Here is a 21986-nt window from a genome sequence, read left to right as displayed (position 1 = left end):
GAGGACGACCATGAGGTACGCGTTCGTCGGGCTCGGGCACCGCGCGCAGCTGTACGTCGACGCCCTGCTCGGTGAGTGGCGCGACACCGGCACCGTCGTCGCCCTGTGCGACGGCAACCGGACCCGCATGGACTACTACGTCGAGCGGATCGGCCACGAGGTGCCCTGCTTCGCCCCCGCCGAGTTCGGCAAGGTGCTCGAACTCGCCGACGCGGTCGTGGTCGCGACCGTGGACGCCGCGCACGCCCGGTACGTGTGCGCGGCCCTGGACGCCGGCCGCGACGTCATCGTGGAGAAACCGCTCACCGTGGACGCCGAGAGCTGCGCGGCCATCGCCGAGTCGGCCCGGCGCAGCACCGGCAGGCTGATCGTCACCTTCAACTACCGGTACTCGCCGCGCAACTCGGCCGTGCGCCGCCTGCTCATGGACGGCGCCGTCGGCGAGGTGACGTCCGTGCACTTCGAGTGGACGCTCGACACCATCCACGGCGCGGACTACTTCCGCCGCTGGCACCGCGACCGGGGCAGCTCGGGCGGCCTGCTCGTGCACAAGTCCACCCACCACTTCGACCTGGTCAACTGGTGGCTCGGGGCGGCGCCGGAGACCGTCTTCGCGCAGACGTCGCTGCGGTTCTACGGCTCGGCCAACGCGCGGTCGCGGGGGCTGGCCGACCGTCCCGAACGCGGCCAGGGCGCGCCCGGCCTCGGCAGCGACCCGTTCATCCTGGACATCTCCGCCGATCCCCGGCTCAAGCGCCTCTACCTGGACGCCGAGCACGAGGACGGCTACGTCCGGGACCAGGACGTCTTCGGCGACGGCGTCACCATCGACGACAACATGGCGGTCCTGGTCCGGTACGACAGCGGGGCGCTGCTGACGTACTCGCTGAACGCCCACGCGCCCTTCGAGGGTTACCGGGTGGCGTTCAACGGGACGGCGGGACGGCTGGAGCTGGAGGTCGTCGAACGGGCGTGGACGCCGCCGCACGCGGCGATCGACCCGAGCGCCGCGTCCAAGGAGCACGCCGCCGGGACCTGGGAGCGGCTCACCCTGCGCCCCCACTGGGAGGAGCCCCGCGAGGTGCCGATCGAGTCGGGCGCGGGCGGGCACGGTGGGGGGCACGGTGGGGGGCACGGTGGGGGGCACGGTGGCGGTGACCGGCTGCTGCTGGACGACGTGTTCCGCGGCCCGGCCGACGACCCGCTGGCCCGGCAGGCGGGCTACCGGGACGGCATCCGCAGCGTCCTGACCGGCGTCGCCGCCAACCTGTCGGCCGCGTCAGGCACCCCGGTACACCTGACGGACACCGGCACCCGCCTGGCCTGACGGCCCCACACCGGCCCCGCGCCGGTGCGGGGGTTGGCGCGGGGACGGGACGGTGCCGGGACGGTGCGGGGGCTGGTCAGCCGCCGGCCTTCCACTGGGCGATGAGCTTGTCGTAGTCGAGCGTGGCGGGCTTGCCGCGCTCGTCCGCCAGCTTCGGCGCGGGCGCGCCCGGCTGGTCGAACCAGTACTGGGCCGGACGCTCGGGGTTCAGCTTGGGCGCGCACTGGCCGCCGTAGCCCTGGCGCTCCCGCGACAGGCGTTCCAGCCGGGCCAGGATCTCGTCCTGCTGCCTGGCCAGGTTGTCCATCGACTGCTGCGGGGTCGTCTCGCCGGTGACGGCGGTGGCCACGTTCTGCCACCAGAGCTGGGCGAGCTTGGGGTAGTCGGGCACGTTCGTGCCGGTCGGGGTCCACTGCTTGCGGGCGGGGGAGTTGTAGAACTCGATCAGGCCGCCGTACTTGGCCGCGTTGTCCTTGAAGTAGTCGCTCTTGATGTCGGAGTCGCGGATGAAGGTCAGCCCGGTGATCGACTTCTTCAGCGACACCGTCTTGGAGGTGACGAACTGGGCGTAGAGCCAGGCCGCGGCCCTGCGGTCCTTGGGGGTGTTGTTCAGCAGCGTCCACGAGCCGGCGTCCTGGTAGCCGAGCTTGTTGCCGTCCTTCCAGTAGGCGCCGTGCGGGCTGGGCGCGATGCGCCACTTGGGGGTGCCGTCGTCGTTGACGACCGGCAGGCCCTTCTTGGTCATGTCGGCCGTGAACGTGGTGTACCAGAAGATCTGCTGGGCGATGTTCCCCTGGGCCGGGACCGGGCCCGCCTCGCTGAAGTTCATGCCCGCGGCCTCGCGGGGCGCGTACTTCTTCAGCCAGTCCACGTACTTGGTGAGGGCGTACACCGAGGCCGGGCCGTTGGTGTCGCCGCCGCGGGTGACCGACGAGCCGACCGGGCGGCAGTTCTCCACCCGGATGCCCCAGTCGTCCACCGGCAGGCCGTTGGGGATGCCGGGGTCGCCGTTGCCCGCCATGGACAGCCACGCGTCGGTGAAGCGCCAGCCCAGCGAGGGGTCCTTGCGGCCGTAGTCCATGTGGCCGTAGACCTTCTTGCCGTCGACGGTCCCGTCGCCGTTGACCTTGTTGCTGAAGAAGTCGGCGATGTCCTCGTAGGCCGCCCAGTTGACCGGCACGCCCAGGTCGTAGCCGTAGGCGTCCTTGAACTGCTTCTTGATTGCCGGGTCGGTGAACCAGTCGTAGCGGAACCAGTAGAGGTTCGCGAACTGCTGGTCGGGGAGCTGGTAGATCTTCTTGTCGGGGCCGGTGGTGAAGCTGATGCCGATGAAGTCGTTCAGGTCGAGGGTAGGGGAGGTGACGTTCCTGCCCTCTCCGGCCATGTAGTCCGACAGCGGGAACACGTACGTGCCGCGCGAGTGGGTGCCGATGAGGTCGGAGTCGTTGACGTAGGCGTCGTAGATGTTCTGGTCGCCCTGGATCTGCGTCTGGAGCTTCTCGATGACGTCGCCCTCCTGGATCAGGTCGTGCTTGATCCTGATCCCGGTGATCTCGGTGAACGCCTTGGCCAGCTTCTGGGACTCGTACTCGTGGGTGGTGATCGTCTCGGACACCACGTTGATCTGCATGCCCCGGTACGGCGCCGCCGCCTTGATGAACCAGTCCATCTCCGCCAGTTGCTGATCCTTCGACAACGTGCTCGGCGTGAACTCCTCCGCCACCCAGCGCTGCGCCGCCGCCCTGCCGTCGGCCTCCTTGAAGTCGCTCTTCGGCTTCTCCTCGCCGCTCGTGCAACCGGCCACCACCAGGGCCAGCGCCGCCGCGACCGCCGCCGCAGCACCCATCGCATGCCTCATCGCCTGGCTCCTTCCTCTCAGCCCCACATCCCGATCACGACCACGACCAGCAGCGCGACGCCGAGCGCCGCCCACATGGACAGGTCGGTGACTGCAATCCACAGGGCCAGCACGACGGCCGCGCTGATCAGGCCGATGTACAGCCGGTCGCCCCGGTCGGTCTCGATGCGCAGGAACCCGCGCCGGGCCACGGGCGGGGAGATCCGGGCCCACACGGCCATCCCGCACAGCAGCAGCGCCAGCCCGGCGAACACCAGGGCCGTGGGGGCGGTCCACACCATCCACTGCACGGTCAGACCCTCCCCAGGGCGAACCCCTTGGCGATGTAGTTGCGCACGAACCAGATGACGACGGCCCCGGGGACGATCGTCAGCACGCCGGCCGCGGCCAGCAGCCCCCAGTCCACGCCCGCCGCACTCACCGTCCGCGTCATGGTGGCCGCGATGGGCTTGGCGTCCACGGACGTGATCGTCCTGGCGATCAGCAGCTCCACCCAGCTGAACATGAAGCAGAAGAACGCGGTGACGCCGAGCGCGGACCGGATCATCGGCAGGAAGATCCGCACGAAGAAGCGCGGCAGCGAGTACCCGTCGATCGCCGCGGTCTCGTCGATCTCCCGCGGGATCCCTGACATGAAGCCTTCGAGGATCCATACCGCCAGCGGCACGTTGAAGAGCATGTGCGCGATCGCCACGCCCAGATGGGTGTCGAACAGCCCGACCGCCTGGTAGATCTGGAAGAACGGCAGCAGGAACACCGCGGGCGGCGCCATCCGGTTCGTCAGCAGCCAGAAGAACAGGTGCTTGTCCCCGGCGAAGCGGAACCGCGAGAACGCGTACGCCGCCGGCAGCGCCACCACCAGCGACATGACCGCGTTCATCGAGGTGTAGACGATCGAGTTCAGGTAGCTCGAATACCACGACGGATCGGTGAAGAACGTGGCGTAGTTGTCGAAGGTCACGCGCTGCGGGATCAGCGAGAAGCTGCCCAGGATGTCCTCGTTCGGGCGGATGGACATGCCGAACATCCACAGCAGCGGCAACATCAGCGTGGCGGCGTACAGCCAGAAGACCGTGCGCGCCCACGGCAGCCGGTGGCGCATCGGGCTCACCTCCCCGCCCTGGTCAGCACGGTGAAGAAGACGTAACAGGCGACCTGGACGAGCAGGAAGTACAGCAGCGAGAACGCGCCCGCCGGGCCCAGGTCGAACTGGCCGACGGCGATCTTCGACAGCAGGATGCTCAGGAACGAGGTCGCGTTCCCCGGCCCGCCGCCGGTCACCACGAACGGCTCGGTGTAGATCATGAAGCTGTCCATGAACCGCAGCAGGATCGCGATCGTCAGCACGCCGCGCAGCCGCGGGAGCTGGATGTGCCGGAACGTCGCCCACGCCGACGCGCCGTCGATCTGCGCGGCCTGGAAGTACGGCTCCGGGATCGACCGCAGCCCCGCGTAGGCCAGCAGCGCCACCAGCGGCGTCCAGTGCCACACGTCCATGACCAGGACGGTGATCCAGGCGTCGGCCGAGTCGAGCGTGTAGTTGAAGTTGACGTGCAGCACGTTGTTGACCGCCCAGCCGCCGAGCCCGATGTCGCCGCGGGCGAAGATCTGCCAGATCGTGCCCACGACGTTCCACGGGATGAGCAGCGGCAGCGCCACCAGCACCAGCGCCACCGACACCCAGAACCCGCGGCGCGGCATGCACACGGCGATGACCACGCCGAGCGGGATCTCCACCAGCAGCACCTGGGCCGAGAACAGCAGCGTGCGCACGAGCGCCGCGCGCACCTCGGGGTCGCGGGCGATCTGCCGGAACCAGTCCAGGCCGACGAACACCCGGTCCACCGGGCTGAAGACGTCCTGGACGGAGAAGTTCACGACGGTCATCAGCGGGATCACGGCGGTGAAGGCCACCGACACCACGACCGGCAGCACCAGCAGCCAGGCCCGGTTGTCCCGCGGACGGGGATCGGCCCGCGACCCGGCGGCCTCGGCCGGGGGCGCGGGCGCGGCGTCCGGGACGACCTCGCCGGCTGTCTGGCCGCCCGCGACGGCGGTCCGGTCGGTCATGCCTGACCCCTTCCGTCCAGGGGTGCGAGCGAGCCGCACCTGACCTCGTCGCGGAACAGGAACGTGCGGTCCGCGGGGAAATGCAGGAACACGACCGTGCCCGGCGTCCAAGGGGAGCCGGCCTCGGTCCTGGCGATCAGCGGATGGCCGCCGATCTCGGCGCGCACCAGGTCATGGGAGCCCATGCGGTCGACCCCGGTCACCCTGCCCGCCGCGCCGGGGTTCCGCACCGGGCCGCCGACCTGGACGAACTCGGGCCGCACCCCGATCCGCACCGGCCCGGGCGGCAACCCACCCCCCATCGCGCCGGCCGCGCCCGCCGCGCCGACCGCCGAGGGGCCGATCCTGACCACGCCGTCGCCGCCGATCTCGGCGGGCAGCACGTTCATGCCGGGCGAGCCGATGAAGTGGCCGACGAACTCGTGCGCGGGCGACAGGAACAGCTCCGCCGGCTCCCCGGCCTGCACGATCCGGCCGTCGTTGAGGACGACCACCTCGTCGGCGAAGGTCAGCGCCTCGGTCTGGTCGTGGGTGACGTAGACGAGGGTGTGGCCGGTGTCGCGGTGGATCTCCTTGAGCTTGCTGCGCAGCGTCCACTTCAGCGCCGGGTCCACCACGGTCAGCGGCTCGTCGAGCAGCACGGCCGCCACCTGCTCGCGTACCAGGCCGCGGCCCAGGCTGACGATCTGCTTGCGGCCCGGGTCGAGCCGGCGCGCCCGGCGGCGCAGCACGTCGTCCAGGCCCAGCATGGCCGAGACCCGCAGGACGCGCCGGTGGACCTCCTCGGCCGGGACCTTCCGGTTGCGCAGCGGGAAGGCCAGGTTGCCGTAGACGGACATCTCCTCGTACAGGACGGGGAACTGGAAGACCTGGGCGATGTCGCGGCCGGCCGTGGGGACCCCGGTCACCTCGCGGTCGTCGAACCAGATCCGGCCCACGGTGGGCGTGAGCAGCCCCGAGATGATGTTGAGCAGCGTCGTCTTGCCGCAGCCGCTCGGCCCCAGCAGGGCGTAGGCCCTGGCGCCGCGCCACGTCCAGGTCGTCGGCCTGAGCGCCCAGGTGCGGCCGCCGTCGTAGCTGTGGCCCACGCCTTCCAGGCGGATGTCAGCCATGCGGGCCGGCCCCCGCCGCCGGGACCGCCGGTAATCGGCCGCCGGCCTCGTCGAACACGAAGATGTGCCGCGGGTCCACGTACGCGGTGGTCGGCTCGCCCGGGGTGAACTGCCGGGTGCCCGGCAGGTGGGCGACCAGGTGCCGCCGTCCGTCCAGCAGCAGGTGCAGGAACGTCGCGCCGCCGGTCACCTCGGCCAGCCTGATCTCGGCGGGCAGCTCCAGCGCGCCGGGGCCGGTCCTGGTGATCGTGACCTGGTGGGGGCGGATGCCCAGCACGACGTCGTGGCCCGAGGCGGGAGCGGGCGGCGCGGGGAAGGACGTGCCCAGGACCTCGATCCGGCCGTTCCGTACCGTGCCGGGCAGCAGGTTGAGCGGCGGGTCGCTGAGCGTGGCCGCGACGTCGAGCGTGGGCGGCTCGGCGTACATGGTGGCCGGGTCGCCGACGTGCCGCACCCGGCCCTCGCCGAGCACCACGGCGGGCGCGGCGAAGGTCAGGGCCTCGTTCGGGTCGGCCGTGGAGTACAGGACGACGCCCGGCGCGCCGGCGAACATGCGCTTGAGGTCCTCGCGCAACTGCTCGCGCAGCTTGAAGTCGAGGTTGGCCAGCGGCTCGTCGAGCAGCAGCACGTCCACGGGCCTGGCCAGCGCGCGGGCGATCGCCGTGCGCTGCTGCTGGCCGCCCGACAGCTCCGCGGGCCTGCGGTCCAGCAGGTCGCCGAGGCCCATGATCGCGGCCACCTCCCGCACCCGCCGGTCGATGTCGTCCTTCCGGTACGACCGGTCCAGCCGCAGCGGCGAGGCGATGTTCTGCCGGACGGTGAGGGACGGGTAATTGATGAATTGCTGATAGACGAAGGCGACCGAGCGCTTTCGCACGGAAATCGAGGTGACGTCATTTCCGTTGACCAGCACCCGCCCGGAATCAGGCGGCTGCAGCCCGGCGGCGACCCGCATGAGCGTGGTCTTTCCCGAGTTCATCGGGCCGACGAGAGTGGTCAGTCCGTTGGGTAGTTCCAGGTGGATGTCGTCGAGCCAGGTCTCCCCGCGCTGCCGTACGCGGACGCCATCGAGAATCAGCGTCACAATGCCCGGTCCTCTCTCCCGGAGCTTGCCCTCCATCTAACATGATCTGATTCTTTGTGCAAAGAGGGCAGTTGTTGTGACTGTTGCTATTCAGTTGACGTGGGTTATGGAATTTGTCAAGGGGAGAAGAGTTTTGTGACGAGAATGTGGAGATGGCGGCGCTCGGCGTCCGTCAGCGGGGCGAGGGTCTCGCGTTCGACGTCCGCCACCACCGCGCGGGCCCGTTCGAGGGTTTCGCGGCCGGCGGCGGTCAGCGAGATCCGGTAGCGGCGGCGGTCGGCGGGGTCGCGCTCCCGGGTGGCCAGGCCCTCGTTCATGAGCCCGTCCATCAGGCGCACCATGTCGCTCGGGTCGAGGCCCAGCCGGTCGCCGACCTCCCGCTGGGCGGCCGGACCGAAGTCGTCGAGCGTGGCCAGCGCCGCGAACTCCCACAGGCTCAGCCCCGTGTCGGCGGTCAGCCGCGCGGCCAGGGCGCGCCGGTTGGCGACGCCGACCTTGTGCAGCACGAAGGTGGTCGTCCCGAGCAAGGTGGGTGGCAGTTCCATCTCATCCAGAAGTGTAGGTTGTTGCCAATAGTTGGTAGTTACCCACTAATATTGGAGGTCCAGGATGGACGCCCTCTACCCTCGGCTGCTGGTGCGCGACTTCCCGGCGAGCGTCGCCTTCTACCGGGCCGCCCTCGGCGTGGAGCCGGTCAAGGTGCTGCCGGAGGCCGCCTACGCCAACTGGGACATCGACGGCCAGGCCGGTCTGGTGCTCTTCGGCCGCGACCGCGTCGCCGAGGTCGTCGGCACTGCCGGGCTGCCTGCGTCGGCCGCCCAGGACACGGTGATGCTGGTGATGAAGGTCGACGACGTGGACGGCGAGACCGACCGGCTCGTCCGGCTCGGGGCCACGGTCGCCGCGCCGCCCCAGGACCGTCCCGCCTGGGGGGCCGGCCTGCGCACGGCCCACCTGCGTGACCCGGAGGGCAACCTGATCGAGCTCCAGTCGTACTGAGCGCGGGCGGGCGGCCGGGATCAGGGCAGGATGGCGTCCACGTAGCCGCCGTCCACGCGCAGGGCGCCGCCCGTGGTGGCCGAGGCGAGCGGCGAGCTGAGATAGACGACCATGTTGGCGATCTCCTCGGGCTCGATCAGCCGCTGGATGAGCGACTGCGGACGGTACTGGCGCATGAACGCCCGCTGCGCCTCCTCCCACGGCAGCTCCCGGTCCACGAGCTGGTAGACGAACTCCTCCACGCCGCCGGTGTGCGTGGGCCCGGCGATCACCGAGTTGACCGTCACCCCGCTCCCGGCGGCCTCCTTGGCGAACCCGCGCGAGACGGCCAGCAGCGCCGTCTTGCTCATGCCGTAGTGGATCATCTCGGCGGGCGTGACGACGGCCGAGTCGCTGGCGATGTACTGGATCCGGCCCCAGCCGCGCTCGATCATGCCCGGCAGGTAGGCGCGCGTCAGCCGCACCGCGGTCAGGACGTTGACCTCGAAGTACCGCCGCCACTCCGCGTCGTCGATCTCCATCGCGGGCCTGGCCCCGAAGATGCCCAGGTTGTTGACGAGGATGTCCACCCGCGGCAGCGAGCCGAGGATCCCCTGGAGCCCTTCGTCGGTGGAGACGTCGCCGGGCGCCGCCACGAGGTCGCCGTGGTCCATGCGCTCGATGGCGGCGGCCACCGAGCCCTCGCTGCGGCCGTTGACGCCGACCCGCGCGCCCGCTCCCGCCAGACCGGCCGCGATGGCCGCCCCGATGCCCTGGGTCGAGCCTGTGACCAGCGCTGTCTTCCCACTGAGGTCGATGCTCACCATGACTCCATTGTCCGTGCCGCCGCCCGGCCGCCCGGTGCCGGGGCACGTACGGCCGCGGATCGGGTAGGTGCCTACTGTGGTCGGTACGTCGAGGGGAGCACGGGTGCGCCGGTTACGGTGGCTGGTCGTGGTGGCGGTCCTGGCGGTCTTCGTCGTGGTCCCGGCCGGGGCCGGCGCGGGCGACGACGGGTGCCCGCCCAGGGACACGCGGGCGGGCTCCCCGTACGCGATCACGGGCTACTGGGTCATGCCGCGGGCCGACGTGTGCGTGACGCGGCGGATGGTGGAGGCGATCCACTCGCTCGGCGGTGACACGCTCGTCACGTTCGGGCCCCGGTTCGAGGCCGGGCCGATGGAGCCGGAGTTCGCCGCCTGCCGGGTGGACGGGCGGCCCTGCGCGCGGGTGCCGGGCAAGCGCGTCCGGCACGTGTACACGTACGTGACCAGCGAGGAGTTCGGGCGCTCGCTGCTGCGCTGTCCCGGCGTGGACCGCCGGATCGACGCCGGCGACCGCGTCTTCTACCGGGTGTCGCTGGCCGCGTCGTGCGCCGATCGCGTCCAGGACCTCGTGCTGGTCTCCACGGACGGCGACGGGGTCGGCAATCTGGTGGAGGAGGCGGCGGCGTACGGGATGAAGGTGTTCCCCGGGCTGCCCGCCGCGCCGCAGCGGCGCGGCAAGCCGTGGGAGCCGGACCTCGCGCACCTCGCCGCGCTGAACGCCTTCACCGCGCGGGTGCTGGCCGCCTACCGGGAGCGGTTCGGCGGGTCGTCGGCCTTCGGCGGGGTCTACCAGTCGTTCGAGCTGGCCATGCGCCAGCGGGGGCCGCGCGACCCCGTGCTCGCGCTGTACGCGGCCCAGCACGCGGTGGTCGCCGCCGCGCTGCCCGGCAGGAAGATCCTGGTCAGCCCCTACATCGACGCCCGCAGGGGGCGCGGATTCCCGCCCGGCCAGGTGCCCGGCGGGCTCGCCGACATCGCCGCCACCCGCGCGGGCGCCCCCATGGCCGTCGCCGTGCAGGACGGGCGGGGCACCGGCAAGGTCCCCGTGCACGGGATCGAGGACGGCGGTTCCATGGTCGCCCCCAGGCTGGTGCCGGTGGTCGGCCGGGTGCGCAACGCCGACGGCTACTACGGGCCCACCAGGGACTACATCGAGGCGGCGGCCCGGAGCGTGCCCGCCGGGGTCGAGCTGTGGGTGAACGTCGAGGGCTTCGAGCCCGCCCCGGTGGACGGCGAGTGCGGCCGGGTCGAGCCGTTGCCGTTCCGGGGGCGTACCAGCAAGGCCCGGCTGGACCAGCAGATCATGGCGACCGGCGGGCTCGCCGCGAAGATCCTCTCCTACGGCTGGGACCCCTTCTTCACCTGCCAGGCGAGCCCGGCCACCCCTTCCCTGGCCGACGACATCGCCGACGGAAGGCGGCAGCCGATCATCGTGAACGCGTACCGGAAGGACCGGGACGGACGGCCCGGAATCGTGGTCGAGGGCTACAACCTGCGCGGCGGCACCCTGCGCTTCACCTCGCCCGGCGGACGCGAGGTCGGCGTCGCCCAGCAGTGGCACGGACCGGGCCGCCCCGAGTCGGCGTGGGCCCCCTATGTCCCGCCAGGCCCCTGGACCTCCGTCACCGCCACGAACGCCGCCGGACAGACCAGCACGAGCGGGTACGTGTTCCGCTAGGGCTCGCCGAAGCCGTGCAGCATGGCTTCGAGCGCGAAGACGAAGCGGGGGTCGGTGCCCGAGGACGGCTGGGCGCGCCGCGCCCGGGTGGCCTCGGCCAGCAGCGGGGTCTCCAGCAGGTCCGGTTCGGGGATGTCCCGCATCCCGTCGCCCGGAGCTGGTCCGCCGCCGGCGGCCAGGAGGGCGACGTGGCCGACGACGAATCCGGTCACGGCGTAGAGCATGTCCAGCGCGCGGTCCGGCGGCAGGCCCGCCGAGCGCAGCACGCGCAGCCCCTCCTCCATCAGGCGCAGGTTCTGGGGGGTGATCGCGGGCCGGCTGACCACCAGGGGCAGGACGTTCGGGTGCGCGAGCAGGACGCGCAGCAGCGTGTGGGCGTACTCGCGCAGGCCCTCCTGCCATGCGGCGGCCTCGGTCAGCAGCGGCGCGGCCTGCGTGACGAGCTGCTCGACCAGGCCGTCGAGCAGCTCGTCCTTGCTGCCTACGTGCTGGTAGAGGGACATGGCCTCGACGCCGAGCTCCTGGCCGATGCGGCGCATGGACAGCGCCTTCAGCCCTTCGCGGTCGGCCAGCGCCAGAGCCGCCCGCAGGATGGCCTGCCGGGTGAGGCCGGCGTTCTGGCCGCGGGTGCGCTTCGGGGACATGGTGCCCTTTCTCGATTCTTACCGCGTAAGTATAGTAGAAACATACGTTGTAAGAATGTTGTGCCGACGAAAGGACCATGTCATGACAGGGAAGTCGCGGGGCGCCCTCGCCCTGCTGTACGGCGGCGCCGCGCTCACGCTGCTCGTCACGCTCTTCGTGTTCGCCTACCGGTCCGGGCTGGCCGAACACCTCCGGACCGGCTACCCCGGGCTCGCCCCGGCGAAGATCGACGAGGGCGTCACCGCGTACACGGTGATCCTCGTCGTCATGGGGGCACTCGGGCTGCTCGGCTGGCTCGTCACCGTCCGGGGTGCCCGTGCGGGCAAGGGGTGGGCCCGGTGGCTGGGGTCCGGGCTGTTCGTGGTGGCCCTGTGCCTCGTGCTGGCGGCGCTGACCGTCCGGGACACCAACGGCGAGGTCGGTCTCGTGCCGCTGCTCGGCTGGTCGCAGGTCCTTCCGCTGGTCCCGGGGCTCGCGGCGGTCGTGCTGTTGTGGAGAAGGGTGCGGTGACCCCGGCGTGGACGGGCGTCGTCCGGCGGCTGGCGGCGCTCAAACGCCTGATGTACCGGGGCGGGCGGCCCAACGCGCTCATGCGTGCGATGAACCGGCTCGACGCGCTGACGTACGCGTCCCGCTGGTTGCCGCTGCCCCAGGGGGCCGTGCTCCAGGTGGTGGGACGCCGTACCGGGGCCCGCACGTCGGTGCCCGTCGTGGTCGCGGGGTTCGAGGGCGGCGAGTTCCTCGTGTCCATGCTGGTGCCGGAGGCGAACTGGGTGCGCAACGTCCGGGCCGCCGGTGGCCGGGCCGTGCTGCGCCGCCGCGGGCGGGGGGTGCCGATCAGGCTGGAGGAGGTGCCGGTCGAGCGCCGCCCCGAGATCCTGCGCCGCTACGCCGCCGTCGCGCCCGGCGCGCGCCCCCATCTCGGCCTCGGCCCGAAGGCGTCGCTGGACGGTTTCCGGCGGATCGCACCTCGCCATCCCGTCTTCCGCATCCTCAGGGCGGACGGCTCCGCCCCGGAAGGCCACGGGTCAGCTCAGGGCTGAGACGAGGATGTCGGTCAGGGTGGCCGCCTGGCTGCCGTCCTCGTCGAGGTCGGGGTCGAGGATGGTGATCTCGATCCCGGCCGCGCCGGGCAGCGCGACCAGCCCGCGGAGCAGGTCGGCGAGCTGCTCGCCGGTCAGGCCGCCGGGGGAGGGCGAGTCGACGGCCGACACCACGGACGGGTCGAGCACGTCGGCGTCCACGTGGATCCAGAAGCCGTCCAGGTCGTCGCGCATGAGCACGCGCTCGGCGGCCTCCAAGGGGATGTCGTTCCCGGTGACGAAGGCGATCCCGCTGCCGGCGATGTCCTGGACGTCCTCGTTGTCCCGGACGCCGAGCACGATGACGTCCTCGTCCCGGACGTACGGGCGCAGGCCGTCGATGTCGGCCAGGTAGTCGTCGCCGCGGCCGGTCACCAGGGCCAGGTCCTCCCCGGCCGCCGCGCCGACGTGCGGGGAGTTGCCGAGGTGGCGGAAGTCGGCGTGGGCGTCGAGGTAGGCCACCCCGTAGCGGCCGGTCCTGCGCAGGGCGAGGGCGGGGCCGAGCATGATCGAGCAGTCGCCGCCGAGCAGGACGGGGAACCCGCCGGACGCCCTGATCCCGGCCACGCGGTCGGCCAGCCGCCGGGTGTAGGCGGCGATCGCCTCGCCGTTGCGCACGCCGTCGCCGGGCTTCCAGGTGGCCACGTAGCGGGGCGGGATCAGCGTGCCCGCGTCGGCCGCGCCGAGCCGGGCGACCAGCCCGTTGTTCCGCAGCGCCCAGGGGGCCTTGTAGCAGCCGGGGATGACATCCTCGGCGAGTGGGCGCAGGCCCAGGTTCGAGGGCGCGTCGAGGATGGTCAGGTTTCTGTCAGGGGTTATAGTGCTCATAGTCGTGACAGTAGCAGGAGGGTGAGGGATGCGCCAGTTCATCGAGACGGGTCTCGTGGCCGTCGATCTGGCCAACACGTGGGACGAGTACCTGGACGATCCCGAACGATTGCCCGACGTGGCGGAGCTGCACCGCTTCTGTCGCGAACTGGGCGAACCGGTCGAGAACGACCAGGCGCCGCGCGGTCAGGGCGGGGTCGGGGAGGAGGACCTGCGGCAGGTCAGGGAGGTGCGGGGGCGGTTGCGGGCGGTGCTGGCCGCCGAGCCCGACGACCGGGCGCGGGTGCTGGCGGAGTGGGTGGCCGGGCTGCCCGCGCGGCCGGCGGTGACCGCGGCGGGCGGCGTGCCCCGGCTGCGGCTGGTCGCGCCGGACGGGGCGGCGCCGGCGGGACGGCTCGCCGTACGGGCCGTCACCGAGCTGCTGGAGATCGCCGCGTCCGGCGACTGGGAACGGCTGCGCCGATGCGCGGCCACGCCGTGCACCGACGCCTTCATCGACCGCAGCCGGCCGGGCAAGCGGCAGTTCTGCTCGACCCGCTGCGCCAACCGCGCCCACGCCCAGGCCTCCCGCGCCCGCCACCGCTGACGGCGGGCGCCGGGCAAGGTCAGGCGAACAGGGTGCGTCCCCAGTAGTCGCCCGCGTCCTGGACGCCGGGAGGGCAGGCGAACAGGCCGCTGGAGACGTGCTTGATGTACTCGTTGAGCGCGTCGTGCCGGGCCAGGTTCATCTGCACGGGCACGAACTGCCTGCGCGGGTCGCGCTGGTAGGCGATGAAGAACAGCCCGGCGTCCAGGCGGCCGAGCCCGTCGGAGCCGTCCACGAAGTTGTAGCCGCGGCGCAGCAGGTGGGCGTTGCCGTTGCTGGTCGGGTGGGCCAGCCTGACGTGCGAGTTCTCCTTGATCACCGGCTGCCCGTCGGGGCCCTTGGCGGCGAGGTCCACGGCGTCGAACTCGGCCTTCTTGCCCAGCGGCGCGCCCTCGCCCTTGTCCCGGCCGAAGATCTGCTCCTGCTCGGCGAGCGGGGCGCGGTCCCAGGTCTCGACCGTCATGCGGATCTTCCTGGTGACCATGTACGTGCCGCCCGCCATCCAGGCGGTGCCGTCCGAGCCGGCGGCCCACAGGTGGTCGCGCAGCAGGTCGGCGTCCTCCAGCTTCATGTTGTTGGTGCCGTCCTTGAAGCCCATGAGGTTGCGCGGCGTGGCCTGGGCCCGCGAGGTGGACGACGTACGGCCGAAGCCGAGCTGCGACCAGCGCACCGAGACCTTGCCGAACCCGATCCTGGCCAGGTTGCGGATGGCGTGCACGGCCACCTGGGGGTCGTGCGCGCAGGCCTGGACGCAGATGTCCCCGCCCGAGATCTCCGGGATGAGCTGTTCGCCGGGGAACTTCGGCAGGTCGGCGAGGGCGGCCGGACGCTTGCTCGCCAGCCCGAACCGGTCGTCGAACAGCGACGGGCCGAACCCGATCGTCAGCGTGAGCCCCGAGGCGGGCAGGCCCAGCGCCTCGCCGGTGTCGTCGGGGGCCGCCTCGGCCGCCCCGCCCACCGCGCCGAACGCCCCGGCCTCCTTGCCCTGCGTCAGCCGGGCCGCCGCGGCCGTCCACTCCTGGAGCAGGTCGACCAGTTCGGCCTTCTTGTCGGTGATGACGTCGAAGGCGACGAAGTGCAGCCGGTCCTGGGCGGGCGTGACGACGCCCGCCTGATGCCCGCCGTAGAACGGGTACGGATCGGACGTCGAGGCGGCGTGCGCGACCGGCGGCTCCTCCAGCAGCGACCTGGTCGTCACCGCCCCGGCCCCGAGCACGGCCGCCCCCGCGGCCCCCAGCCCGAACAGCTTGCGGCGGCTCATCCGCCCGCCGGCCTGCGACATCGCCCCCACCTCCCGTTACTTGGCGATGACCGGAGCGATCTTACTGATCGGCTCGGCCAGCGCGTTGATCGCGTCGGACAGCGCCTTCAGCTCGGCCTTGGACAGCTCGTCGTGCAGCTTCCAGCCGTCGCCCTTCCGGTGCGCGCCCAGCGCGGCGTCGGCGGCGGCGAACTTCTCGTCCAGCGTCTTGACCAGGTCGGGGGAGCGCTCCTCCAGCACCGGGCGGAGCGACTGCACGGCGGCCTTGGAGCCCTGGAGGTTGGCGTCGAAGTCCCACAGGTCGGTGTGCGACCAGATGTCCTCCTCGCCGGTGATCTTCCCGGAGGCCACCTCGTCGAGCAGCCCCTTGGCGCCGTTGGCCAGGTTGAGCGGGGTCAGCTCGGCGGTGTTGGACTTCTCGACGATGGTCTTGACGTCGGCGATCAGCTTGTCGGCGACCGGGCCGTCCTTGCTGACGTCCTTCTTGATCCACAGATCCTTCTCGATCCGGTGGAAACCGGTCCACTCCTCGCCGTCGGCCAGGTCCGCCTCGCGGGCGTCGATGGCCGGGTCGAGGTCGCCGAAGATCTCCGCGACGGGCTCGATGCGCTCCCAGTACGTCCGCGCGACCGGGTACAGCTCCTTGGCCTTGGCGATCTCACCGGCCTTGACGGCGTCCACGAACTCCTGGGTCTTGACCAGCAGCGTGTCGCTCTGCGACTTGATGTAGCGCTTGTAGCTGGTGACCGCGCCGGCGAGCTGCGCGTCGGAGCTGAGCGCCTTGTGCTCGCCGGTCACCTTCAGGGCGTTGCGGATGCCCTTGCCCACCATGCCGGGCTTGCACACGGTCTCGTACGCGCCGGCCGGCAGCTCGGCGACCAGCTCCCTGGTCAGGCCGGGCACGATGTTCTCGACCTCGGCCATGACCCGGTCACCGGGGGCGTACACGTAGAACTCGGTCACCTTGGACCCGCCGTTGGTGATCGCGAACGTGCTCGTGCCCGCTGCGATCTCCGCGGTCGCGACCTTGCACTCGGTGTCGGACGCGGCCACATTGATCTTGCCGGGCGCGGCGGCCGACCCCTTGCCGGTGTCCGTGGCGGTGGTGCCCGAGCCGCACGCGGTCAGGGTCGCCAGGGCGAGCGCGCCGAAGGACAGGCTGATGGCGGTACGCATGATGCTCCTGTTCAGGCCGCGGGTGCGGTGGCGGCGGGAGTGGTCTTCACCCGCTGGGGCAGCAGGAAGAAAATGAGAGTGGGCACGAGGTAGACGATCCAGGCCACGGCCTCGACGACGCTCGGCTGGGGCGTGATGTTGAGCATGCCGGAAAGCAGTGCGCCGTACCAGGAATCGGCGGGCAGCGCGGCGCTGATGTCGAAGGCGTACGTGCTCAGCCCCGGCAGGATGTTGGCCTCCTGGAGGTCGTGCATGCCGTACTTGAAGATGCCGGCGGCGACCAGGATCAGCAGCAGGCCGGTCCAGGTGAAGAACTTGGTGAGGTTGATCCTCAACGCGCTCTTGTACAGCCCCCAGCCGATGACCACGGACGTGAGCAGGCCGAGCGCGATGCCGATCAGCGGCTCGGCGGTGGCGGTCGCGCCCCGGACGGCGGCGAAGAACAGCAGCGCCGTCTCCAGCCCCTCGCGGGCCACGGCCAGGAAGGCCATCACGACCACCGCGAGCGAGCCCATCTGGAGCGCGTCGGTGAGCTTGCCCCGCAGCTCACCGGAGAGCGCGCGGGCGGTGCGCCGCATCCAGAAGATCATCCAGGTGACGAACACGACGGCGAGCAGCGAGGTGATCGCGTCGAACAGCTCCTGCCCGGTGTGCCCGAGGTTGGCGGCGGTGAAGGTCAGCAGTGCGCCGAAGCCGACGGACAGGGCGATCGCCGCGGCGACTCCCGTCCAGACCTGGGGAAGTTTGTCCTTCCTGTCGCTCTTGACGAGGAAGGCGATGAGGACGGAGACGACGAGAGTCGCCTCCAGTCCCTCGCGCAGTCCGATGAGGTAGCTGGCGAACACCGTCACTCCCGCTCGCTGAGGAAAGGCTTACCTAAATTAGGGCAGCCGAAGCATACCTAGCGCAAGCAGTGATGGCGATAGTTTGCCCGGTGGTGTGACGCACCCGACTGTATGAGTGGTTTGTCACCCCATGAGGTTGCCGGCCAGCAGGTCGAGCAGCGGCTCGCGCCGGACGCACCGCTCCAGCGCGAACGAGTCGGCCAGGGCGAGCAGCTCGTCGTCGCCGAGCCCCCTGAACAGCTCGGCGTACTCGGGCAGCAGGGCCTGGGCGAAGAGGATGTGCCTGATCAGGTCGTCGGTCTGGTAGCGGGCGCCCCACGGGTAGGGCTCCCAGCCCGGGAACTCGGTCTCGACCAGCCGGTGCAGCGGGCCGAGCACGTCGGCGCACTCCTCCATGGTCGAGCCCCACCGGTCCGCGCCGAGCCGCCGCTTCTTGGCGATGAACGCGCCGAACCGGTCCAGGTACGCCCCCGACGCGTGCACCAGCCCCTGGAGGCCCACGTCCTTGTACGTCCACAGCGACCAGCCCGCGTCATGGGCGTCGTAGATGTCGAGCTGGTCGCGCAGGACCTGGTAGCGCTGCGCGTCCCGCTCCGGGTCGCCGGTGTAGACCGGGCCGAACTCGCCCACCCACAACGGCGTGCCGGTCTCGCGCTGGAACTGCGACCGCCGGGCGAAGGTCTCCTCCAGCTGGCCCCGGTCACACCACTCGCCCCTGGTGAGCCCCGGGTACGGACCGCCATGGGCGAACCCGGCCAGGGCGTAGTCATGCATGACGAACACCGTGTTCTCGTACATCTCCCGGAACATCGAGAAATCGGTGGCGTACGTGTTGCCGTCCAGGAACAGGACGTGGTCCGGGTCCGCGGCCCGTACGGCCTTGACCAGCCGGTCGTAGAACGGGCCGACCACCTTGCCCGAGACGTCGCCCGGCTCGTTCACCATGTTGTACCCGGCCACCCAGGGATGCCCCCGGTAGTGGTCGGCCAGCGCCTCCCACAGGTGCACGGCCCGGTCCTGGAAGTGGCGGTGCTGCCAGAACGCCGCCACGTGCGTCGGGTTGTCGCTGTGCCAGTGCTGGTTCTGGGAGCCGGGCAGGGCGTGCAGGTCGATGACGCTGTAGATGCCGCGCTCGCCCAGCAGGCCGATCACCCGGTCGAGGTGCCGGAAGCCCCTAGGGTCGATCTCCATGGGCCGGGCGTCGGACTCCCAGTGGTGGTAGTTGACCGGGATGCGCACGCAGTTCATGCCCAGCTCGGCCAGCAGGCCGGCGTCGCCGCCGGTGAAGAACGAGGTGAGCAGCCGGTCGAAGAAGAGCTCGGCCCGCTCCTCGCCCAGCACGCCGCTCACGGCCGCGCGCATCGAGGTCTCGTTCGCGGGGTGGCCGGTGATGAAGTTCTCCATGTTCATCCAGCCCCCGAGACCCACCCCCCTGAGCCGTACCTGGGTGCCTTCGGGGGTGAGGAGCCGGCTTCCGGAGACGTGGAGCATGTTCACCCTTTCGTCGCACCTGCGGTGAGCCCACCGACCAGGTGACGTTCAGCGATGGCGTAGAACCCGAGCGCCGGCAGCATGGCCAGGATCAGGTAGGCGAGGATGCGTGCGGTGTCGGCGGCGTACTGGCCCTGGAACTGCTGGATGCCGAGCGGCAGCGTCCAGCTCGTCTCGTCGCTGAAGACCACCAGGGGCAGCATGAAGTTGTTCCAGCTGCCCACGACGGCCAGCACGGAGACCGTCGCCATGGCCGGGCGGGCCATCGGCAGCAGGATCCGCCAGAAGAACCCGAACGGCGAGCAGCCGTCGATGATCGCGGCCTCCTCGACCTCACCCGGGATGCTCCGGAAGAAGCCTCGCAGGATGATGATCGTCAGCGGCAGCCCGAAGGCGGCCTGCGTCAGGATCACGCCGAGCGGGTCGTCCAGCAGCCCGAACGTGCGCAGCAACACGAAGATCGGCAGGATGGCCACCGCGAACGGGAACATCAGCCCGGCGGTGAACAGCGTGAACAGCGCCTCCCTGCCCCGGAAGGCGAACCTGGCGAAGACGAACGCGGCCAGCGCCGACAGCCCGACCATCACCACGGTCGTGGCGACCGCGATGAACGTGCTGTTCCACACCTGCCGCCAGAACGACCCCGAGCCGAGCACGTCGGTGTAGTTCGAGGTCACCCAGGGATCGGGCAGGCCGAAGGGGTTGCCGGAGAGCTGGCTGTTGCTCTTGAACCCGCCGAGCAGCGCGTACACGATCGGCACCAGGATGAACGCGCCGACGATCCAGGCGATCACGTGCAGGGGCAGGGTGGGGCGGCGCCGCCGCGCGGGCGGCCTTCCGTGGTTCATCGTCGGCCTCCCATGGACGTGGTCGCGCCCTCCAGGTCCCGGCGCATCACCGCGCGCTGGTAGACGAGGGCGAAGACGAGGCTGAGCACGAACATCACGACGCTGATCGCGTTGGCGTAACCCACCTGGGAGCGCTTGAAGCCGAACTCCATCATGGTGACGGCCATCGTCTCCGAGGAGTGCGACGGGCCGCCGCCGGTGAGGATCCAGACCAGGTCGAACAGCTGGATGGTGTAGATGACCGACAGGAACACGCTGATCCTGATCGTCGGCCCGAGCAGCGGCAGCGTGACGTGCCGGAACGTCTCCCAGGGCGTCGCGCCGTCGATCTGCGCGGCCTCGATCAGCTCGTTCGGGATGCCCTGCCGTCCGGCCAGGTAGATCATCATGTGGAACCCGAAGTACTTCCAGGTCATGACCAGGAAGAGGGCGGGCATCACGGTGTCCGGGTCGGCCAGGAACTCCGACTCCAGCCCGAACACCGACAGGAACTGGTTCGCCATCCCGCCGTCCGGGGCGAGGATCAGCGAGAACAGCACGCCCGTGATCACCTCGGACAGCACGTACGGCGCGAAGAACACCAGCCGGTAGACCGCCCGTCCCCGGATGCGCTGGTTCAGCAGCATCGCGACGGCCAGCGAGAACGGAAGCTGGATCACCACCGAGAACAGGACCAGGACAGCCAGGTGCGCCAGGTCGGTGGCGAAGATGTCGGAGGAGAAGAGCCTGGTGAAGTTGTCCAGCCCGACGAAGTCGGTGGGCAGCCCGCCGAATCCGTTCCACTTGAACGCGCTGGCGTAGCCGGCCACCAGGATCGGGGCCACCACCAGCAGCAGGAAGAGCACCAGCGCGGGCAGCAGGAACAGGGCGATCGTGACCGCCCGCCCGCGCCCCCGCCCCGCCGGGGCAGGGGCCGGAAGCGTGACCGCCTCCGGCCCTCGGGTCAGGGTCGTCATTCGCTCTTGGCCACTTCGCTGATGTCCTGGCCGATCTGTTCCGGCGTCTTGGTCCCGGCGATCAGCTCGGCCACGCTGTCGTTGACCTGCTGGCCGACCGCCGGCGGGTAGGCCTGGTCCAGGTAGAGCTGGTAGCCGGAGGCTCCGGCCAGCAAGGTCGCGACCTGCTTGAGGTTGGCGTCCTTGACCGCGTTCTCCTCGCCCTTGAGCACCGGCAGCACGCCGCCGGCCTCCACGGCCTTGGTGTGCTGGTCCATCTGCGTCATGAACTTCACGAACTCCACGGCCTCCGGGGGCGCGTCCGCGCCCACCGACAGGCCGTTGCCGCCGCCGAAGGCGTCGCCGATCGCGCCTTTGCCGCCCTCGACCGCGGGGAAGGGGAAGAAGCCCAGGTCGTCGCCGAGGCCCTTGCCCGCGTCCTTCTGGACGGCGGGCGCCCACTGGCCCATGAGCTCGATGGCGGCCTTGCCGTTGGAGATCGTGGCCGCCTGTCCGTCGGGGGTGCCGTACCCCGCGCCGAGGAAGCCCTTCTGGAACGGCTGGAGGTCGGCCAGCGCCTTGACCTGCTGCCCGGCGGCCACGAAGTCGGGCTTGGTGAAGTCGTGGTCCACGCCTGCCTGCTGGAGCGCGGGCAGGCCGGCGATGCGCATGGCGAGGTAGGCCCAGTAGTAGTGGCCCGGCCACTTCTCCTTGCCCGCCAGCGCGATCGGGGTGACGCCGGACGCCTTCAGCTTCTTGACGTCGCCGAGGAACTCCGTCCAGGTGGCGGGCGGGGCCGAGATGCCCGCCTTGGCGAAAAGCTTCTTGTTGTACCAGAACCCGACCAGCCCGATGTCCGTGGGCAGCCCGTACGTCTTCCCGTCGAACTGGTACGCGCTCAGCGCCGCCGGGGTGAACGTGTCCAGCACGGGGGCGACGTCGCCGGAGACGTCCTTGACCAGGCCGGCGTCGATCTGCTGCTGGAGCACGCCGCCGCCCCAGGTGACGAAGACGTCCGGGGCCTTGCCGGACTGGGTGATCGTGGTGAGCTTGGCCTTGTAGGCGTCGTTCTCCAGCACCGTCGCCTTGATGGTGACGTTCGGGTGCGCGGCCTCGAAGTCCTTGGCCCGCTGCGCCCACAGGGACTTCAGCGGCTCGGAGGTGGACAGGTGCCACCATTCCAGCGTCACCTTGGCGGGCTTCTGGCCCTGCTGCGAGCTGCCGGGCTGCGCGCCACTGCCGTCATTCCCGCCGCTGCCGCATCCGGCGACGAGTACGGCGGTGGCCATGAGGATCAGACCGCGTTTCATCCAGGGGTCCCTTCATCGGGCACGAGCGGTATGAAAGTTTCGTAT

General features: G+C 70.8%; 23 protein-coding genes. 6 read left to right on the top strand and 17 right to left on the bottom strand.

The window, feature by feature from the left end:
- Positions 1 to 10 precede the first annotated feature (10 nt).
- Entirely contained in the window at positions 11 to 1327 is a 1317-nt protein-coding gene (locus tag AB0J97_RS17055; RefSeq protein WP_364089326.1) for a Gfo/Idh/MocA family oxidoreductase, read from the top strand.
- A gap of 76 nt (positions 1328 to 1403) precedes the next feature.
- Here the strand turns inward: AB0J97_RS17055 and AB0J97_RS17050 are convergent, their stop codons facing one another.
- The 7 genes from AB0J97_RS17050 to AB0J97_RS17020 form a co-directional block, all read right to left on the bottom strand.
- Positions 1404 to 3185, bottom strand: coding sequence for an ABC transporter substrate-binding protein (locus AB0J97_RS17050; protein WP_364089323.1), 1782 nt, complete (start codon positions 3183 to 3185; stop codon positions 1404 to 1406).
- A gap of 17 nt (positions 3186 to 3202) precedes the next feature.
- Entirely contained in the window at positions 3203 to 3466 is a 264-nt protein-coding gene (locus AB0J97_RS17045) for a DUF2160 family membrane protein (protein WP_364089556.1), read from the bottom strand.
- Between the two features lie 11 nt (positions 3467 to 3477).
- Positions 3478 to 4287 carry a carbohydrate ABC transporter permease gene (locus tag AB0J97_RS17040; RefSeq protein ID WP_364089320.1) on the bottom strand — a complete coding sequence of 270 codons (810 nt, stop codon included), beginning with the start codon at positions 4285 to 4287 and terminating at the stop codon, positions 3478 to 3480.
- 5 nt (positions 4288 to 4292) lie between these two features.
- Positions 4293 to 5255 carry a sugar ABC transporter permease gene (locus tag AB0J97_RS17035; protein WP_364089318.1) on the bottom strand — a complete coding sequence of 321 codons (963 nt, stop codon included), beginning with the start codon at positions 5253 to 5255 and terminating at the stop codon, positions 4293 to 4295.
- Positions 5252 to 6367, bottom strand: coding sequence for an ABC transporter ATP-binding protein (locus AB0J97_RS17030; protein WP_364089315.1), 1116 nt, complete (start codon positions 6365 to 6367; stop codon positions 5252 to 5254). The genes AB0J97_RS17035 and AB0J97_RS17030 overlap by 4 nt, the downstream gene beginning before the upstream one ends.
- On the bottom strand, positions 6360 to 7451 hold the full coding sequence (locus AB0J97_RS17025) for an ABC transporter ATP-binding protein (RefSeq protein WP_364089312.1): 1092 nt from the start codon (positions 7449 to 7451) through the stop codon (positions 6360 to 6362). Before AB0J97_RS17025 ends, AB0J97_RS17030 begins: the two co-directional genes overlap by 8 nt.
- A 116-nt stretch (positions 7452 to 7567) precedes the next feature.
- Positions 7568 to 7996, bottom strand: a complete 429-nt coding sequence (locus AB0J97_RS17020; protein ID WP_364089310.1) for a MarR family transcriptional regulator — start codon at positions 7994 to 7996, stop codon at positions 7568 to 7570.
- Positions 7997 to 8060: 64 nt separating this feature from the next.
- Here AB0J97_RS17020 and AB0J97_RS17015 point away from each other — a divergent pair, with 64 nt between their 5' ends.
- A complete protein-coding gene (locus AB0J97_RS17015) occupies positions 8061 to 8450 on the top strand; it encodes a VOC family protein (RefSeq protein WP_364089307.1) in 390 nt (129 codons plus the stop codon).
- 20 nt (positions 8451 to 8470) lie between these two features.
- Here AB0J97_RS17015 and AB0J97_RS17010 read toward each other — a convergent pair whose 3' ends face one another.
- The gene (locus tag AB0J97_RS17010) at positions 8471 to 9253 is read right to left on the bottom strand and encodes an SDR family oxidoreductase (protein ID WP_364089553.1); all 783 of its coding nucleotides are present in this window, start codon (positions 9251 to 9253) and stop codon (positions 8471 to 8473) included.
- 106 nt (positions 9254 to 9359) lie between these two features.
- Here AB0J97_RS17010 and AB0J97_RS17005 point away from each other — a divergent pair, with 106 nt between their 5' ends.
- Positions 9360 to 10934, top strand: coding sequence for a DUF4434 domain-containing protein (locus AB0J97_RS17005; protein ID WP_364089304.1), 1575 nt, complete (start codon positions 9360 to 9362; stop codon positions 10932 to 10934).
- On the opposite strand, the gene AB0J97_RS17000 is transcribed toward AB0J97_RS17005, so the two are convergent.
- Entirely contained in the window at positions 10931 to 11578 is a 648-nt protein-coding gene (locus AB0J97_RS17000; RefSeq protein ID WP_364089301.1) for a TetR/AcrR family transcriptional regulator, read from the bottom strand. The genes AB0J97_RS17005 and AB0J97_RS17000 overlap by 4 nt on opposite strands.
- An 82-nt stretch (positions 11579 to 11660) precedes the next feature.
- Here AB0J97_RS17000 and AB0J97_RS16995 point away from each other — a divergent pair, with 82 nt between their 5' ends.
- Both AB0J97_RS16995 and AB0J97_RS16990 read left to right on the top strand, forming a co-directional pair.
- On the top strand, positions 11661 to 12089 hold the full coding sequence (locus AB0J97_RS16995) for a hypothetical protein (protein WP_364089298.1): 429 nt from the start codon (positions 11661 to 11663) through the stop codon (positions 12087 to 12089).
- Positions 12086 to 12622 (top strand): nitroreductase family deazaflavin-dependent oxidoreductase, encoded by a 537-nt coding sequence (locus tag AB0J97_RS16990; protein ID WP_364089295.1) that lies wholly within the window; start codon positions 12086 to 12088, stop codon positions 12620 to 12622. Before AB0J97_RS16995 ends, AB0J97_RS16990 begins: the two co-directional genes overlap by 4 nt.
- Here AB0J97_RS16990 and AB0J97_RS16985 read toward each other — a convergent pair.
- Positions 12608 to 13489 carry an arginase family protein gene (locus tag AB0J97_RS16985; RefSeq protein WP_364089292.1) on the bottom strand — a complete coding sequence of 294 codons (882 nt, stop codon included), beginning with the start codon at positions 13487 to 13489 and terminating at the stop codon, positions 12608 to 12610. The genes AB0J97_RS16990 and AB0J97_RS16985 overlap by 15 nt on opposite strands.
- Positions 13490 to 13517: 28 nt before the next feature.
- Here AB0J97_RS16985 and AB0J97_RS16980 point away from each other — a divergent pair, with 28 nt between their 5' ends.
- Complete coding sequence (locus AB0J97_RS16980) at positions 13518 to 14075, top strand: CGNR zinc finger domain-containing protein (protein ID WP_364089289.1); 558 nt, start codon at positions 13518 to 13520, stop codon at positions 14073 to 14075.
- 19 nt (positions 14076 to 14094) lie between these two features.
- On the opposite strand, the gene efeB is transcribed toward AB0J97_RS16980, so the two are convergent.
- From efeB to AB0J97_RS16945, 7 genes are all read right to left on the bottom strand, one after another.
- Positions 14095 to 15357: an iron uptake transporter deferrochelatase/peroxidase subunit gene (efeB, locus tag AB0J97_RS16975; protein ID WP_364089286.1), complete on the bottom strand. Its 1263-nt coding sequence runs from the start codon at positions 15355 to 15357 to the stop codon at positions 14095 to 14097.
- Between the two features lie 15 nt (positions 15358 to 15372).
- Positions 15373 to 16512, bottom strand: coding sequence for an iron uptake system protein EfeO (gene efeO, locus AB0J97_RS16970; protein WP_364089283.1), 1140 nt, complete (start codon positions 16510 to 16512; stop codon positions 15373 to 15375).
- An 11-nt stretch (positions 16513 to 16523) separates the two neighbouring features.
- Complete coding sequence (efeU, locus tag AB0J97_RS16965; RefSeq protein ID WP_364089280.1) at positions 16524 to 17357, bottom strand: iron uptake transporter permease EfeU; 834 nt, start codon at positions 17355 to 17357, stop codon at positions 16524 to 16526.
- A gap of 123 nt (positions 17358 to 17480) precedes the next feature.
- Positions 17481 to 18848, bottom strand: a complete 1368-nt coding sequence (locus tag AB0J97_RS16960) for a cellulase family glycosylhydrolase (RefSeq protein WP_364089550.1) — start codon at positions 18846 to 18848, stop codon at positions 17481 to 17483.
- A gap of 2 nt (positions 18849 to 18850) precedes the next feature.
- The gene (locus AB0J97_RS16955; protein WP_357694863.1) at positions 18851 to 19696 is read right to left on the bottom strand and encodes a carbohydrate ABC transporter permease; all 846 of its coding nucleotides are present in this window, start codon (positions 19694 to 19696) and stop codon (positions 18851 to 18853) included.
- Entirely contained in the window at positions 19693 to 20652 is a 960-nt protein-coding gene (locus AB0J97_RS16950) for a sugar ABC transporter permease (RefSeq protein WP_364089277.1), read from the bottom strand. Before AB0J97_RS16950 ends, AB0J97_RS16955 begins: the two co-directional genes overlap by 4 nt.
- Positions 20649 to 21941 carry an extracellular solute-binding protein gene (locus AB0J97_RS16945; protein ID WP_364089274.1) on the bottom strand — a complete coding sequence of 431 codons (1293 nt, stop codon included), beginning with the start codon at positions 21939 to 21941 and terminating at the stop codon, positions 20649 to 20651. Before AB0J97_RS16945 ends, AB0J97_RS16950 begins: the two co-directional genes overlap by 4 nt.
- Positions 21942 to 21986: the final 45 nt, after the last annotated feature.

This window comes from Nonomuraea sp. NPDC049607 (assembly GCF_040675375.1).
In the GTDB taxonomy this organism is placed as follows: domain Bacteria; phylum Actinomycetota; class Actinomycetes; order Streptosporangiales; family Streptosporangiaceae; genus Nonomuraea.
This window is presented reverse-complemented; position numbering and strand designations above follow the sequence as displayed.

Coding starts and splice junctions, on each gene's coding strand:
- AB0J97_RS17055 (WP_364089326.1), top strand. CDS start 11: ATGAGGTACGCGTTCGTCGGGCTCGGGCACCGCGCGCAGCTGTACGTC.
- AB0J97_RS17050 (WP_364089323.1), bottom strand. CDS start 3,185: ATGAGGCATGCGATGGGTGCTGCGGCGGCGGTCGCGGCGGCGCTGGCC.
- AB0J97_RS17045 (WP_364089556.1), bottom strand. CDS start 3,466: ATGGTGTGGACCGCCCCCACGGCCCTGGTGTTCGCCGGGCTGGCGCTG.
- AB0J97_RS17040 (WP_364089320.1), bottom strand. CDS start 4,287: ATGCGCCACCGGCTGCCGTGGGCGCGCACGGTCTTCTGGCTGTACGCC.
- AB0J97_RS17035 (WP_364089318.1), bottom strand. CDS start 5,255: ATGACCGACCGGACCGCCGTCGCGGGCGGCCAGACAGCCGGCGAGGTC.
- AB0J97_RS17030 (WP_364089315.1), bottom strand. CDS start 6,367: ATGGCTGACATCCGCCTGGAAGGCGTGGGCCACAGCTACGACGGCGGC.
- AB0J97_RS17020 (WP_364089310.1), bottom strand. CDS start 7,996: ATGGAACTGCCACCCACCTTGCTCGGGACGACCACCTTCGTGCTGCAC.
- AB0J97_RS17015 (WP_364089307.1), top strand. CDS start 8,061: ATGGACGCCCTCTACCCTCGGCTGCTGGTGCGCGACTTCCCGGCGAGC.
- AB0J97_RS17000 (WP_364089301.1), bottom strand. CDS start 11,578: ATGTCCCCGAAGCGCACCCGCGGCCAGAACGCCGGCCTCACCCGGCAG.
- AB0J97_RS16995 (WP_364089298.1), top strand. CDS start 11,661: ATGACAGGGAAGTCGCGGGGCGCCCTCGCCCTGCTGTACGGCGGCGCC.
- AB0J97_RS16985 (WP_364089292.1), bottom strand. CDS start 13,489: ATGAGCACTATAACCCCTGACAGAAACCTGACCATCCTCGACGCGCCC.
- AB0J97_RS16980 (WP_364089289.1), top strand. CDS start 13,518: ATGCGCCAGTTCATCGAGACGGGTCTCGTGGCCGTCGATCTGGCCAAC.
- efeB (WP_364089286.1), bottom strand. CDS start 15,357: ATGTCGCAGGCCGGCGGGCGGATGAGCCGCCGCAAGCTGTTCGGGCTG.
- efeO (WP_364089283.1), bottom strand. CDS start 16,512: ATGCGTACCGCCATCAGCCTGTCCTTCGGCGCGCTCGCCCTGGCGACC.
- AB0J97_RS16960 (WP_364089550.1), bottom strand. CDS start 18,848: ATGCTCCACGTCTCCGGAAGCCGGCTCCTCACCCCCGAAGGCACCCAG.
- AB0J97_RS16955 (WP_357694863.1), bottom strand. CDS start 19,696: ATGAACCACGGAAGGCCGCCCGCGCGGCGGCGCCGCCCCACCCTGCCC.
- AB0J97_RS16950 (WP_364089277.1), bottom strand. CDS start 20,652: ATGACGACCCTGACCCGAGGGCCGGAGGCGGTCACGCTTCCGGCCCCT.
- AB0J97_RS16945 (WP_364089274.1), bottom strand. CDS start 21,941: ATGAAACGCGGTCTGATCCTCATGGCCACCGCCGTACTCGTCGCCGGA.